A 14553-nucleotide genomic window follows, 5' to 3' on the forward strand; every position below is an offset into this window, starting at 1 on the left:
CCACGTTATTTGGGCTTAAATAGCCAATACAATAACAGCACACACCCCATGACCGTAGCTATCAAACCAAACCACGCAAATAACGGTATACCCAGCCATATGGGTCCAAAATCAAATAAACGTGGTGCCAAACCCAGAGCAAATGCCGCCGTTACCAAAGCCACACATAAGCGCACTGCCGCAAGTTCTAAAGACTTAGCCACCTTATCTAAATGACGTAGCTCCATGTCTACGCCGATACGGCCATGACGCAGACGGTGCAGCAGTAAACGTAGCGCACCAGGTGTGTCGGCCGCCAGATCATAAAACTCAGCCGCCAAATAGGTGGCTCGCTCTTTAATAGCATGCACATTGTAATGCTCTCGAATCTGCTCATGGATCATTGGCGTAGCCAATTGCACCAAATCCAAATCCGGGTCGACTCGCCGTAATACCCCATCGGCCGTAATAAACGCTTTAAACAACAAACTTAAATCCGCAGGCAGCGTGATTTTCTGCTGACGCGCTAAAGCCATAAAATCCATTAAAGCCAAGCTAATACGTAATTTGCCTGTACTATGCTGAGCTAAAAAGCGCTCTACCGCCATATCCAACTGCACCGGATCCGCATCATATTGATCTGACCATGCTAACAACATCGAAGCCACACCATCGCCACGCCCCTCGGCAAGGGCTCGGAATAAAATCAGCAACTGGGTTTTACGCCGCTCAGAAAGGTGTCCCACCATCCCAAAATCAATAAAGCCAACACGATTATGTGCCATGGCTAACATATTGCCAGGGTGCGGATCCGCATGAAAAAAACCGTCCTCTAGAATCATTTTCAAGACAGCTAGAGCCCCTCGTTTGGCAAGCAAAGCCGGATCAAGCCCTTTGGCGCGTAGCGCTTGCGCATGGGTAGGATTTTCTCCGCGCATAAAATCTTGTACGAGTAGTCGTTCGTTGGTCCATTGCCAGTAAATTTTAGGGAAAACGATCTCTGGATGCTGGGCAAATGCCGCCGACATTTGCTCACAGTTATGTCCCTCGCGTGCAAAATCCAGCTCGTCTCGCAATGCGCTTGCTACATAACTCACCATTTCCTCGGGCTTAAATCGCGCCCAATCTGGGTTTGTCTGTGCAAGCAAATGAGCCCCATGTGCTAATAAGCGTAAGTCTGCCTCGATGGTGGCGCGTAAGTCTGGACGCCGAACTTTTAATACCACCTCTGTACCATCATGCAGGCGCGCCTGATATACCTGCGCCATGGATGCCGCCGCAATGGGCTCTGTATGAAAATCCACAAAGAGCTCGTGAGGATCCGCCCCAAGATCCTCAATCAGCTGGGGCGAAATCTGCTCCCATGGCACAGCACTCACATGGTTATGTAGTTTCTCTAGTTCTGTTGTCCACTCAGGGCCAAGCAAATCATGTCGCGTTGCTAAAATCTGCCCGAGCTTGACATAAGTAGGCCCCAAAGCCTCGATGGCTTTGCGCAAACGCTCTGGTAGCGAAAGCTCGGCATTGGCTTTATTTGCTGAGCTGGTTTGGTCTCGTGGCAAAAGTTTACGTAAGCCCAACTGACTAACTAGCCCATCAACCCCAAACCCAATCAGTATCCCAGCGACCTCTACAAGCCGCGCTCGGTCTCTAGCGGCAACGATGGCTGTCTCTAACATGGCGCCCCCTTTAGTATGAGCTCCTAAGCATACCGCATTTATACTCGGCTTTAACTGGCGTAAAAAATAAGCAGCCAATCTGGCTGCCCATTTTTTTACTCGTAGTGCTGGTCTAAAATGCTGGCAAATGCTTGCTCTGCTGTCATCCCCCCACGCATTAAAGCACTGATGTCTTCTGCGTAGTACTGAATATCATCCGGTAGCCAGTCTCGATTAGCACGAAAATAGTTGTATTTATCCACCTCTATTTGATCAGGCGCCACGGCCGTTTTTCTAGCGCGAACGCCAGTACTTTTACGTGCACGCGGTGCCGCACTTGGCGGATTTAAAATTGCTTCTTGTACTTGCTCCAATGAAAATTCGGCTGAAAGCTGATCGCTCACATTGCCGTTTTCATTTAAGCTATGCAACAAGTGCTTGCCATCAAAACCCATTTTAAAACCACGGTGATTGATCACCTGATAAATTGGCGTTTTCGCATGGCCAGGAAACTCAAACTGTACCGTTTGGCCGTATGCCTGCATTTTTTCGGCCACTTCGGTTAAATACTCTACTGACAGGGAGGATAGCTCACCGTCCCAACGTTTTGCGCGTCTGGTAGTCAAAATATATACACCCAAAAATCAAATCAAACATCTGCGCTGCGTTACAGCGGCTCACTATTTTACGCGTTAGCACTGATTTTGTTGAGTTTTTTACACGATGACTTTTTATTATTCACTAACCCATAGCCCTTTGGGCTGGATTTTGTTGGCCACAGCACACAATCAGCTCTGTTGGCTGAGTCTAAGTGACTGTGCTTCAACAATAGAACAATCGTTTTTACAACAGTTCCCTCACTACACGGGTAAGAGGCAACGTCTCCCTACCTCTTATCGAGAGGCGCTAGAGGATTATTTTGTCAACGATCGATTACAAAACCTTGCCATTTCACCACAAGGCACAACATGGCAAAAACGGGTTTGGCACGCATTAACCCATATTCCCTGGGGACAGACTTGGACTTATTCTGAGCTTGCTCACTACCTTGGGTCACCACGATCGGTGCGTGCGGTTGCTAGCGCTTGCGCTAAAAACCCAATCGCCCTATTTATTCCCTGCCACCGTGTTATTGCTAAATCAGGTGCCCTACAAGGCTATCGCTGGGGAATAGAGCATAAAGCCTGGCTACTTGAGCACGAAAAAAGGTCGTGCTCAGGGGGCTAAGCACGACCAACATGCCCAAAAGGCATGACTTACAGCGAACCTACAACAAATAAAAAACCTTAATCTGCATCATAATCCAGCGGTTGATAGCTATTCATCTTGCCGATGACACCAGCAAATGCTAGCAAAAAGGCTAAACCACGACGCACTTCGGGCTCGCGTGCCATGCGCACTAAACCCATTAGTGTTGGGGCATCTTTCATGTCAGAAACCTGAGCACTCGCCATGCGTGCGGCATTTCCGGTTGCCCAGGCTGCTCCCATCATGTCTTCGCCCGCTTTAGCGATTTTCTCAATCATATATTCATCGGACATGTCCACGAGATCCGCAGCAACCGATGCTAAGTCCACCAAGCGATTAAGTCGCCCACCTGCAATCAAAGGCTCCAGCTTATTAATCAAATCCTGCAACCCCATCAAGGTGGCATCATCTTGTAATAAGTGATCAACCTGCTGGCTCGCCGACTCAGGGGTGGTTGTTTTTTCATGATCCGTTGTCATTGATTTCTCCTTAGATTAAGCCTCGAGCAACCGCCCAATAAGCACCACGGTTAAAACCCTTGCGCATTAAGCCGCCCAACTTATTCGGGGGCGTGGGCTTCACATCCTCGTGATAGTCATACCATAACGGCATACCGTCCTCTAAGCCCATCTGCGCGATCGCTACCACCCGCCCATCATATTTATCCGAAGTGCGACCAAAGCGAATTTCCGAAGCAATATTATTTACCACTACTGGCGACTGACTATGGCATGAACCACCGGCTTTACTAATGGGTAAGTCCACCGTATCACCCAAAACATACACATTTTCCAAACCAATCACTTGTAAGGTTTCATGGTCTGTGGGTAACCACCCCTCGCCATCGGCCGCTTGAGAAATCCCCGTATCTCGTACCGCTTTTACCGCACGAATCGGCGGTGTCGCCATTAAAATATCGAAGTTTTCTTCTTTACCCTCTTCGGAATACGCTATTTTTTTGTCTGGGTCGACTTTGGCTAAGGTAAACCCACGCTGATGCTTGATGCCTTTTTGCTCAAAAATTGGTGGCAAAATATCGCATGTGTCTTTTTGCATAAACAAGCAATTACGTAATAACTGCGATACCGTGGGATAGGTATAAACAATTTCAATCTGATCCCGCACCCCACGGCGGCGCAATAAGTCATCGAGCATCAATGTGGTTTCAATCGGAGCGATACCACACTGATGGGGCACATTGTGGGTTTTAGGAAAGGTTACGGTAATAAAAATCCGCCCTTTTTCAATGGTTTTTAATTTGTCCGCTAACTGGCGTGCGGGCCCATGCTGATAAAAGTGATCGCCCGCTTCTTTTAAGCCTTCGATACGCTCCGGGGCTGGAATACAACCAGTCGAAATCACCAAATGGTCATAGCCAAATTTTTTACCGCTTTTACATTCCACCTGTTGGCTACTAAAGTCAAAATGTGTGACCTCTTCTACCTGAAAATCAATTTCAGGGCGGAGCAAACTACGTTGGGGTCGGCGTAGCTCATCACGAAAAAAACTATCAAAGGCCACGTACATAAAAGCCGGTTTGTAATAGTGCCAGGGAGAGTTCGATAACAACGTAACTTTGACTTTTCCTGTGCGAATTTCAGGGTACATTTTGGTGACCAAATGATTAGCTGTCATCGTGCCACCAATGCCCCCACCAATAATTAAAATGTGGTGTGCCATCGCTAAACTCCTTAAGTAGAACGAACATTCGTTCTAATGATTGGCCTAAAAAATGCTCTGTTACCAGAGCACCTACACTAAGCTGCGCTCAGCGTGTCCCAAGTATGGCGCCAAAGTTCATCCAGATAATGCAGTAAGGAGTCCGTAATCACATCATCCAAACGCAAACATACTAAACGAATTGCCGCACCATACATGAATGCGCTTGCTACAACCGGATCCATGGGTTTTAGCTCGCCGCTTTCGACGCCCTGCGCCACAAAGCGGCGCATACGTACAAAAGCCGAAGCCGAACAGATGGATTTTTCTCCGGGTAGAAATTCCTGATGTCGAGCATGAATAATAAAAGCCATCGCATCGGGCTCGGCTTCGGTCAGCTCAAACAACATATGAATCACTGCTTTACAGCGTGCTTGAGCCTCTGTGTGTTGTTGCTCGATATGGTCAAGCAAATCGTCCATGCGTGCTAACAGATGTTGGTATAGCGCATGCGCAATACCGGTTTTGTCTTTAAAGTGGTGATAGGTAAAACCAACCGACACCCCGCCCGCTGCAACAATTTCCTGCACAGAAGTGTTGAAATAACCTTTTTGGCTAAAAAGCCGTAACGCGGCGCGCAATACCGAGGCATGACGCGAACCCATATCGGGAAACAATCTACAGGTGGATTCAAGCATAATCAATAATAGAACGAGGATTCGTTCTAGAGCAATGGTTTAGGTATAAAACTAGCGATAACCCTTAGAGCCGATATTTTAAAACCGACTCGTTGGCACGCCATAACAATACGTGCTTTAAAAGCGATTATAAAAATAAAGTAAAAAACATTGCGATAAAACAACGACCAAGTACAAAACCCCTTGATTTTTTCACAGAGAAAAGGAAACAGTTCCCAAAATGGGGACTTACCCCTATAATAGAGCAATTATTATCAACTCAAGAGGTTAAATCGTGGATACAGACGAATGTAGTCGATCTAACATCGCGCGTATCGCTTAATCAGGATTTCAGCCCTCTTGCTGCGTCCTGTTTAGGCAGGATGTAGACCAATCATCTTCCGTTCTGGAATTTGCTTTTCTCCTATATCTCCTTTTTGCATCGTGTAGCCTAGCACTAAGTGATGCGCGCATTATGTTTTGATTCTTTCTTTACCGGAGATCAACATGCGCTTCACCCAATTTTTGCGCCGGCTAGGTGGACGAGTTTCTTCTCGTGCCTACAACCCGCGCTATCGCCTCACGATTGTGGGCTCAAGCAACAGCTTACAGAGCATTAAACAACCCCTATACCAGGACTTACGGTCCATAGGGGCATCGATCACGCGTGCCCAAAGCGCCTTGCTGCACGAAGGCCAACATGCGTGTACAGAATTAACCATTCACTGCACCGCTGATCGCCCCTTAGTCTTAAACCGCCTTGCCCTCAAACTGGGGCAAAAAGACGGTATTCGTCGCGTACACGTCGAAGGTCACTAACAATATTGCATGCTCAGTATGCCTTAAAGGAGGCAGGGGCTGTTGCACCCTTTATCTGCAACACCATTTGTAATTTAGGAGAATATCATGCGTTTTTTTACTAAAAAAATGGCAGATGCCAAAATGCGGCACCGTTTATCCATTCGCTGCCACAGCGAACAGTTTGACGCCTTGCGCGATATTGTACGCGCTACTGGCTATGACTATGGCTTGTTATTACGGGCTTGGCAGCAACAGATTTTACGCCAAGGGCGCGATCACTCTGAGCTGAACTTCAGCGTCGAGTTTGATGCCCACGCCGATCAGTCCACCGCATTTTTACAAAAATTAGTCCAGCGTACAGCAGACATGGATGTACAAAGCATTGGCTTAGAAATTCTACAACACGCCGCCAAGCCAATGGCACGTCCCAAACTTAACGACACCCCTGTACGCCAGCGACTACGTGCTATTACCCGACCTCGCTATCAAACGCCACAACCCCACCAGCCTTTATGGGGCATGTTGGCTGACCGTTACGATCAATACTAAGGAGCCCCCATATGGACGATGAACCGACGGGAAGGTTAACTCCCACTTTTTTATCAATTCCTGACTCCTGCGCCACCTAGGGCAAATCACTTTGCTCTAAGGCGTAGTGAGTCCTTATGAGCAAAATCATGTTGAAACACCCTTTTTTTCCTCTTTTTACTACCGTTATTCTGTCTTCTCTCACCCTACCTGTTGCTGCAGAGAGCGCTTTACAGCTCTATGGCACGCTCGATACGGGCATTAGCTACACCAAACAAAGCGGTGAGGCTCGTCACCGTGGCTTAATTAACGGAGGGCAAACCGATTCGATTTGGGGACTGCAAGGCAGTGAAGATTTAGGTAATGGCGCCCACGCCCTGTTCCAATTAGAAAGCAGCATTGACCTACTTAGTGGTCAGCTCGAAGAAGATGCACTATTTGATCAAAGTGCTCGCCTTGGCTTACAACATGAGGGTTGGGGGACACTGTACTTAGGACGCCAAAACCCCGCCTCACAACAATTTAACGAAGAAGTTGAACTCGCGGGCTGGAAAGACTTTGGCTTAGGCGCACTGATGCGTAATAGCGATAACTACCAACAAAATCAAAGCATCCAGTACTACACACCCTCCTGGGCAGGCTGGCAAGCCGGTTTGGGCTACCAAGCCGCCGACTGGGACAAATCCTCACTGACGGATCAACCTGAGCGTTTTAATGGTGCTCTACGCTTTGAGGGCGAGAATTTGTACGCGGCCATCAGCTATGATCAGCACTTACAGTCTCGTCACCCCTACACCCCAAAACACGCCAAAGCCTTACAAGTCAGTGCTAAATACGACTTTGATGCTTTTACACTTGCTGCGGCTTGGGCAAGGCAAAAAAATGGCTTTGTTGGCTTAAATGGGGGCGAGCAAGCCGCAGAATACTGGGAGGTTGACGCATTAGAAGGCTATGGCGCACCTGAGTTTTTGCAAGGTGGTAAAGTAGATAGCGTTTTTGTCGGTGCCGCCCTGTCATTGGGCCAAGGGGAGCTTATTGCACAATGGAGTCTTGCTAAACCTAACTGGCACTGGGAGGAAACCCAGAAAAAAGCCCGCAAAGTCCAAGTGTATTCCTTAGGCTATGTCTATGATTTATCAGCCCGCACCCAACTCTATGCTTTTGGTGCTTACGGTAAAAACTACCACTTGGAGCAGGTTTTTGATGCCTCAAATAGCAGCAGTCGTCGTGCTGCGATTGGGCTCACACATCATTTCTAAGATTTAGGAATGACGTTTTGAGCATGCTGGCTCACTGCAGCGATGGGAAGATCATACAGTTGAGCAAGTGTGGTTAAGGTCAGGGTGTTGGCAGTATCTCCGGCTGCCATCACCTGGCCTTTTTTCAATAACAAGACCTGATCCGCAACCCGATAAGCATGCTCAGGCTGATGCGTACATAAAAATATCGCTAACCCTTGCTCGCGTAAGACTTGTATTTGTTCTAAGACTCGGATTTGATTACCAAAGTCTAAGCTGGCCGTAGGCTCATCCAAAATCAGTGCTTGAGGCTCTTGCACCAATGCCCGCGCCAGCAGCACTAACTGCTGCTCGCCCCCGCTTAGCTGCAAGAACAAGCGCGATGCTAAGTGCTCAATACCAAGACGCGCTAAACACTGCAAAGCCAAATCACGATCCTTGGCTGAAGGACTCGCAAACAGGCCAATATAAGCACTGCGCCCCATCATTACGATATCCAATACAGCAAAGGCAAAAATGCTTTGTGTTTGTTGGGGAACATAGGCAATGTGTTGCGCCAACTCTCGCTTAGACCAGTGCGCTAAAGGGCGACCGAGTATATGAATCTGTCCGGCCAAAGCAGGTTGTAATCCCAATAAGGTTTTAAATAGGGTGGATTTTCCACTCCCATTTGGGCCGAGCACACACAGCGTTTGACCGGCTCGCAAGCTAAAATCAATGGATGAGCCGATGGTTTTTGTACCATAGCCAATAGCCAACTGCTGAGCTTGCATAATGACCGTACTAGCCACGACGCGGCCCTTTTAAAAGCAAATATAAAAAAAAGGGCGCCCCAATTAATGCCGTCAACACGCCTAAAGGCAGCTCCATTTGTGCTCCATTGCGCGCCACATTATCAGTAATCACCAAAAAGCTGGCCCCCATCAGCAAAGAAGTCGGAAGCAAGCGCGAAAACTCCGGGCCAACCAAAAGCCGTGCCATATGAGGTATAACCAAACCAACCCAACCGATCATGCCAGTAAATGAGACTGAGGCCGCCGTCATCAAGGTTGCACAAACGATTAAGCAGAACCGCAAACGCCCTGTATTAACCCCTAACGACTGTGCTTCGGTATCACTTAAGCTAAGCAAATTAATACGCCAGCGCAATAAAAATAAAGGCAACAGACCCACCGTCATAAATGGCAGCGCCCAGCCAAGCTCACGCCAGCTTACCGCATTTAGCCCGCCTAATAACCAAAATGTAATCGTGGGCAGCTGGGTATAGGGATCCGCTAAAATTTTAATCAGTGAAATCCCCGCGCCAAGTAGTGTGCCAACGGCCACACCGGCTAGCACAAGCACCAATACGGGATCGTAGCGACGACTACCTAGGGCAATAGCCGACACCAACCCCACTGCCACCATGCCCCCGGCAAAAGCAAAAAGCTGAACCCCTGCTAAGGGTAAGGCCAGATAAATAGCACACACAGCCCCCAAACCAGCCCCAGCAGATACCCCCAGAATATCCGGCGAGACCAATGGGTTGCGGAACATGGCTTGATACGTGGCTCCAGCTCCGGCTAAGGCCGCCCCCACTACGATCCCCGCGACCAAACGTGGCATACGTAAATTCCACACGACGAGATCAGCGGGGGTATTGGTTTGTCCTAAGGTATAAAGGCTTTGTAGTACCTGATGGAGTTGGAGCGGGTATTTGCCTAAGGTTAGGCTCGCTAACAAGGCCAACACAAACACCAAGCCTAAAACACTATTGAGCCAAAGCCATCGTGCTTCAAACAACCGCTTCCCCTACGCAAAGTCTACCGGGCTGGTGATTAGCGCCTGCAATGCCTCTATCCCAGGATCAAAGGCAAAATACAAAATAAAGAGATGACGTAACTGTTCAACCATTCGCTTTTGCTCTACACCATAGAGCCACCCCGATAACCAAAGCGCTCCAAATAAACGGTTAATGCTTGGGGGAACATCCAACCAACCAAAAGGAACCGTCGGCACAAACACCACTTTTTTATTTTTTACCGCTGGAATATCCTGCCACAAGGGATTTTGATAAACATCGCGATAAAACGCGACATCTTGTGTCAGGATCACATCGGGATTCCACACTAAAACCTGCTCCATGGACACCCGAACTAACTGCTCTCCTTCCATTGTGCCCGCTACATTTTCTGCGCCCACCAAACGTATAACTTCGCTATGAGTCGACTGCCCTGCCCCTGTTTCTAAACCATCTGCAGAGCGCGCCAAATACATTGACGGCATATCGCCTTTATACGCCGATTTTTTCGCTGCGATATCATCTAAAATCTCTTGCGCGGCGTTTGCGAGCTGTTGCCCATGGCGCTGATGGCCAAGTACCGTACCTAACACCCGCAACTGCTCTGGTGTGTCCTCGATTCGACCCTCGACCAAAATATAAGGAATACCGGTTTGCTCGGAAAACTGCTGCGCCAAGGAAAGATAATGCGCATTCACATCGCCCACATCGACAATAACATCTGGCTTTAACGCCAAAAGTTGCTCTGTCGAAATCGTGCTGCCTCGACCCGCAAGACGCCCGACCACCGGTAGTTGTCGACTATGCTCACTGAGCCAAGGCAAAGCATTTTCTGGTAACGCAAAAGGCCAGCCCAATAATTGCTTCGGCGTTAAGCTATTTAACATCACTCCAGCAGGGGCTCCTGCCGCAAAAACACGTTTGATTTCCACTGGCTCTGGCAGGGTGCCAAATACGTGGAAAAGAGGTGAAGTGACATTAGGCACAGTTTGTGAAAATACCACAGGGGGCAACACGCCCCCTGTTAATAACATCGTGCTGCCTAATGCTTTTAATAAAGCACGGCGATTCATGATTAACCCTTTAAAAACGATAAGTTACCCCACCAAACCAAACACGGCCTGGCATAGGATAGCCTTCTTTGTACTCATAATTTTTGTCACCTAGATTACGCACACCCGCTTCAAAAGACAAGTCATGACGTGGTGTCCATACACCCTTTAGACCAAATGTAACAAAACCAGCCGTTTGTGTGTAATGGTCTTGCTTGTTTTTCGTGTATGAGTAGTAACGCCCACTTTCGGCATCCATCGAAGCAATCACATTCCACTGCTCTGCCGGACTCCAGTTCACATAGGCAAAAGCCTTATGCTTAGGAATGTCACGGATACGACGCTCAGGATCACTTTGATTCTTATTATGTAAATAAGTGTAGTTAACCCCTGCTGCTAAAGTAGGGCTAAATCGCTGTTCTAGGCCCAGCTCCACACCATGACGGCGCACCTTACCTACGTTTTGCGCCTGATCACAGAAGCCCGTTACTTTATGGGTAGGACATAGGTTAGATTCGAAGGTGACCGTATCAATCATATCGCGCACCTGACTATAGAACAGAGTAGCATCCACTTTTGCTCCAGCCCACGGTTCGCTGCGCGCGCCAATTTCAAAGTGACGGGCATTTTCACTTTTCAGATCAGGACTTGGTAATGCTCGACCCATCCGCGCAGAATAACGATCTTTAATGGTGGGGAAACGGGTTTTATAGGCTGCACTCGCGTATAGCTCCGTGCTATCGGTGATATCATGCATGACCTCAATCAAACCATTGGTGGCATTGCCGCTGCCTTTTTCCCAAACTCCCGCATCAAGGCTTTTACGGCGTTCATGACTTAAGCCCACACGCATGCGCCATGTATCAGTTAGCGTGATCAGATCCTCTGCCGCAACAGAGAAAGTACGATCTTTATAGCTAATATCCCCGTCCTTATGTTTATCGTGCTTATAGTGCACCGCTAAATGCAGCTCATGATTGCGGATAGCACGACTCACTAGCTCCACCGCCCCCCCATACGTATTGTCTTTATACGCACTGGTAGGATCGTGTTTGCTGTAGCTACTATCGGTGTACATATCAAGACCGTTTTTGTATTCGTCATGATACACACGGAACTTCAGATCGTGATCAGCGCCAAGCGCGGTATTACTAATAAAATACACGCTTTCTTTATCCCAGTACGGCCAGCGCCAATAACGCGGCTTGTCGCCATGCTGCCCCGCATAGATGGGTTGATCTTTTTGCCCTTTTTGGAGGCTATACCCTAATGCATACTCATCCGTCGCATTGGGGGTTAAACCCACTTTGAACGACGCACGTTTATCACGACGAAACGCATTTTCACGATAACTGCCTGTATCCGTTGGTGTTTTTTTACCATCCGTAAAACCGCGGCCTAAGGGAAATTTATCGGCCTCTAACCAAGATAACCCCCCTTGGAAATACCACAACCCTTGATTTGAGCCAAAGTTAATCGCCGCTAGACGCTCATTACCGGTAGCATAACCAAATCGTACATCCCCCTCGAACACTTCCGTAGGCTTACGTGTGACTAAGTTTACCGCTCCCCCCAATGTATTAGGACCATAAAGTAAGGAAGCGGCACCTTTGGCTACTCGAATTTCTGATAAATCAAACGTCGTAAAACGATCTAAATCCACATTACCATCATAAGGCACATACTGAGGAATACCATCTAAAAAGATAGGCACCTGACGCGAATCAAAACCTCGCACGGATAGCGTCGTCTCATTGCGCGCCCCTCCCTTGCTGATGCTCACACCAGGCTGTGTGTTCAGCGCAGCTCCCACATCATACAAATTGAACTCACGCATTTGCTCTTGGCTAATGGCGGTCTCACCGATTAGCTCTGTGGTGCTAATATCCCCGCGTACCACAACCCCTCCTAACTCAAACACGGAACTAGCATGGGCTACACCGGCCATCAATAAAGCCGCTGTTACGGTATTCACTACAAAAACCCCCGGTACAGCAGACACGGGAACCAAACAGGAAGATCGTTTTTTGCCATAAATTTACTATCTATATGTAGGTATATATATAAAATGAAGCCGCAGCATGCAGCAAGCACACTGCGGCCCAAACCCCTGATCAACAGGGGCACCTATAGCGAGACGGTATAACTCGCTACTGGCGCACACCGCTATATTATTACATATATAACGCAATGAAATAAAATAACAACAGCAATACAACAGTTAGCGTTATCCTCTTATCTTTATTTGCTTTACGGAATTTTATTTATGGTGGATGTCATCTTCCCTTTTATCGGGGGAGTGGGGTTGTTTTTAGTCGGAATGATGCTGCTTTCTAAAGGCTTGGTTGCATTTGCAGGTCAGACCTTACGTAAAGCATTGATGCGATTTACGGGAACACCACTCAAAGCATTTTGTTCTGGTGCCGTTCTTACAGCCATGATGCAGTCCTCAACGGCGACTACCGTCACACTAATTGGCTTTGTGAGTGCTGGGCTGATTTCTTTTAGTCATGCTATTGGCGTAGTGATGGGGGCCAGCCTTGGAAATACCGCAGCAGGTTGGCTCGTGTCAGGAGTCGCGTTAAAAATTAATCTTAGCTTCTATACCATGCCGCTCATTGGTATTGGTGCTCTCCTTAAACTGCTTGCTCGCGGGCGCGCAGCCGATTTTGGTATGGCGATTGCTGGCTTTGGGATTTTATTTCTCGGCTTACGCACTCTGCAAGATGCGATGACTGGACTCACTGGGCATTTTGATCTAGCGACTCTCCCCGTCGGGGGGCTAGGTGCGCATCTTATTATTATGCTGATTGGTTTTGCCCTAACCACCTTATTACAATCCTCCACAGCAGCGATTGCCACCACCCTTACCGCGGTCCATACCGGAGCCATCAGCTTAGATCAGGCTGGAGCCGTTATCGTGGGCGCAGCCATTGGCACTACCGTTACCAGCGCCTTAGTCAGTATTGGCGCAAGTACGGCGGCTAAACGAACCGCCTTAGCGCATATTCTTTTTAATGTGGTGGTGGGGCTTATTGCTCTGGTATTGCTGCCGGGCTATTTATATCTATTAACCCAAATTGCCCGCTGGCTAGGCACCCAGCCGGGCGCGATTAGCTTAGCGGCCTTCCATACCCTATTTATTTTAATTGGCTCTGCTTTATTTCTCCCCTTTACCGAGGCATTTGCTCGTCTTGTTGAACGACTTTTGCCGGAAAAAGCCAATGATCTTACCCCCCATTTGGATAGCACCCTGCTAAGCGTACCGGATATTGCACTAGAAGCCGCCCAACGCACCATTGAGGATTTAGCGCATCGTCTGCTAACGTATCATCGCCTACTCATCACCAATCAGCCCCACCCAAAAAGCTTGGCATTGCAACAGCATATGCAAGCCTTAGAGTCTGTCTTTGATTTTGTGACGCGCATCCACGTTGATAGCGACGACCAACGCTTAAATGCCATGCAGGTGGCACAGCTGCACGCTATTGACCACCTATTACGTCTGGCATCCCGTCAACTCTATTTTATTGAAGATGGCCATGAAATGAATCAGCGTGCTTTTGCACAAGCTATCGAACACAGCTTAGAGCAATTACGCCTAATTGAGTCAGGCTTAACACACAATACCCCTGACCAATGGGTCAAAAAACTTAAAATAGAAGCCAAAGCTTTAAAAGAGCTTTCTGTAGAAACCAGAAAAGCACTATTACAGCAGCCAGGACAGACAACCTCAAACCGCGACATTTTAATTGAAACCGATAGTTATCGCTGGCTTGAACGCAACGGACACCATATTTGGCGTCTTGGGTACTACCTTGACCAATCACGCCAAGCTCAGCCCGATCAATAAGGATCACTACTCATAAACCGCAATAGCCTATTTATAAAAAGCCTTAGATAATACACAACAAAACCTCCGTTTTATCTAAG

The 14553-nt window shown here is 48.1% G+C and carries 13 protein-coding genes and 2 pseudogenes; 6 read left to right on the plus strand and 9 right to left on the minus strand.

Annotated elements, in window-relative coordinates; genetic code table 11:
- Positions 1–5: 5 nt before the first annotated feature.
- Both ABD980_RS00240 and ABD980_RS00245 read right to left on the minus strand, forming a co-directional pair.
- Positions 6–1658: an ABC1 kinase family protein gene (locus ABD980_RS00240; protein ID WP_345368761.1), complete on the minus strand. Its 1653-nt coding sequence runs from the start codon at positions 1656–1658 to the stop codon at positions 6–8.
- A gap of 95 nt (positions 1659–1753) precedes the next feature.
- Positions 1754–2263 (minus strand): hypothetical protein, encoded by a 510-nt coding sequence (locus ABD980_RS00245; protein ID WP_300646780.1) that lies wholly within the window; start codon positions 2261–2263, stop codon positions 1754–1756.
- Between the two features lie 97 nt (positions 2264–2360).
- Between ABD980_RS00245 and ABD980_RS11175 the strand changes: the two are divergent.
- Both ABD980_RS11175 and ABD980_RS00250 read left to right on the plus strand, forming a co-directional pair.
- Positions 2361–2558: pseudogene (locus ABD980_RS11175) on the plus strand (hypothetical protein); the annotation flags it as partial.
- A 48-nt stretch (positions 2559–2606) separates the two neighbouring features.
- Positions 2607–2864 (plus strand): annotated as a pseudogene (locus ABD980_RS00250) (methylated-DNA--[protein]-cysteine S-methyltransferase); the annotation flags it as partial.
- A gap of 59 nt (positions 2865–2923) precedes the next feature.
- Here ABD980_RS00250 and ABD980_RS00255 read toward each other — a convergent pair.
- From ABD980_RS00255 to ABD980_RS00265, 3 genes are all read right to left on the minus strand, one after another.
- A complete protein-coding gene (locus ABD980_RS00255; RefSeq protein ID WP_300646781.1) occupies positions 2924–3364 on the minus strand; it encodes a DUF1641 domain-containing protein in 441 nt (146 codons plus the stop codon).
- A 10-nt stretch (positions 3365–3374) separates the two neighbouring features.
- Complete coding sequence (locus tag ABD980_RS00260; protein ID WP_260650109.1) at positions 3375–4565, minus strand: NAD(P)/FAD-dependent oxidoreductase; 1191 nt, start codon at positions 4563–4565, stop codon at positions 3375–3377.
- Between the two features lie 77 nt (positions 4566–4642).
- Positions 4643–5242, minus strand: a complete 600-nt coding sequence (locus ABD980_RS00265; protein ID WP_300646782.1) for a TetR/AcrR family transcriptional regulator — start codon at positions 5240–5242, stop codon at positions 4643–4645.
- Positions 5243–5728: 486 nt separating this feature from the next.
- Here ABD980_RS00265 and ABD980_RS00270 point away from each other — a divergent pair, with 486 nt between their 5' ends.
- The 3 genes from ABD980_RS00270 to ABD980_RS00280 all read left to right on the plus strand — a co-directional run bounded on the left by ABD980_RS00270 (position 5729) and on the right by ABD980_RS00280 (position 7809).
- Complete coding sequence (locus ABD980_RS00270; RefSeq protein ID WP_300646783.1) at positions 5729–6040, plus strand: hypothetical protein; 312 nt, start codon at positions 5729–5731, stop codon at positions 6038–6040.
- An 87-nt stretch (positions 6041–6127) separates the two neighbouring features.
- Positions 6128–6571, plus strand: a complete 444-nt coding sequence (locus ABD980_RS00275; RefSeq protein ID WP_260650106.1) for a hypothetical protein — start codon at positions 6128–6130, stop codon at positions 6569–6571.
- 128 nt (positions 6572–6699) lie between these two features.
- Entirely contained in the window at positions 6700–7809 is a 1110-nt protein-coding gene (locus tag ABD980_RS00280; protein ID WP_345368767.1) for a porin, read from the plus strand.
- On the opposite strand, the gene ABD980_RS00285 is transcribed toward ABD980_RS00280, so the two are convergent.
- Genes ABD980_RS00285 through ABD980_RS00300 form a run of 4 tightly spaced genes read right to left on the minus strand, consistent with a single transcriptional unit; the run spans position 7806 to position 12622 of the window.
- Positions 7806–8579, minus strand: a complete 774-nt coding sequence (locus ABD980_RS00285; RefSeq protein ID WP_345368769.1) for an ABC transporter ATP-binding protein — start codon at positions 8577–8579, stop codon at positions 7806–7808. The two genes, ABD980_RS00280 and ABD980_RS00285, sit on opposite strands and share 4 nt — an antisense overlap.
- On the minus strand, positions 8572–9570 hold the full coding sequence (locus tag ABD980_RS00290) for a FecCD family ABC transporter permease (protein WP_300646508.1): 999 nt from the start codon (positions 9568–9570) through the stop codon (positions 8572–8574). Before ABD980_RS00290 ends, ABD980_RS00285 begins: the two co-directional genes overlap by 8 nt.
- 9 nt (positions 9571–9579) lie before the next feature.
- A complete protein-coding gene (locus ABD980_RS00295; protein ID WP_345368773.1) occupies positions 9580–10641 on the minus strand; it encodes an ABC transporter substrate-binding protein in 1062 nt (353 codons plus the stop codon).
- 10 nt (positions 10642–10651) lie between these two features.
- A complete protein-coding gene (locus tag ABD980_RS00300) occupies positions 10652–12622 on the minus strand; it encodes a TonB-dependent receptor plug domain-containing protein (RefSeq protein WP_345368775.1) in 1971 nt (656 codons plus the stop codon).
- Between the two features lie 264 nt (positions 12623–12886).
- Here ABD980_RS00300 and ABD980_RS00305 point away from each other — a divergent pair, with 264 nt between their 5' ends.
- Positions 12887–14473: a Na/Pi cotransporter family protein gene (locus ABD980_RS00305; RefSeq protein ID WP_300646511.1), complete on the plus strand. Its 1587-nt coding sequence runs from the start codon at positions 12887–12889 to the stop codon at positions 14471–14473.
- Positions 14474–14553 lie beyond the last annotated feature (80 nt).

Origin of the sequence: Paenalcaligenes hermetiae (genome assembly GCF_039543645.1) — a bacterium.
Lineage (GTDB): Bacteria > Pseudomonadota > Gammaproteobacteria > Burkholderiales > Burkholderiaceae_B > Paenalcaligenes > Paenalcaligenes hermetiae.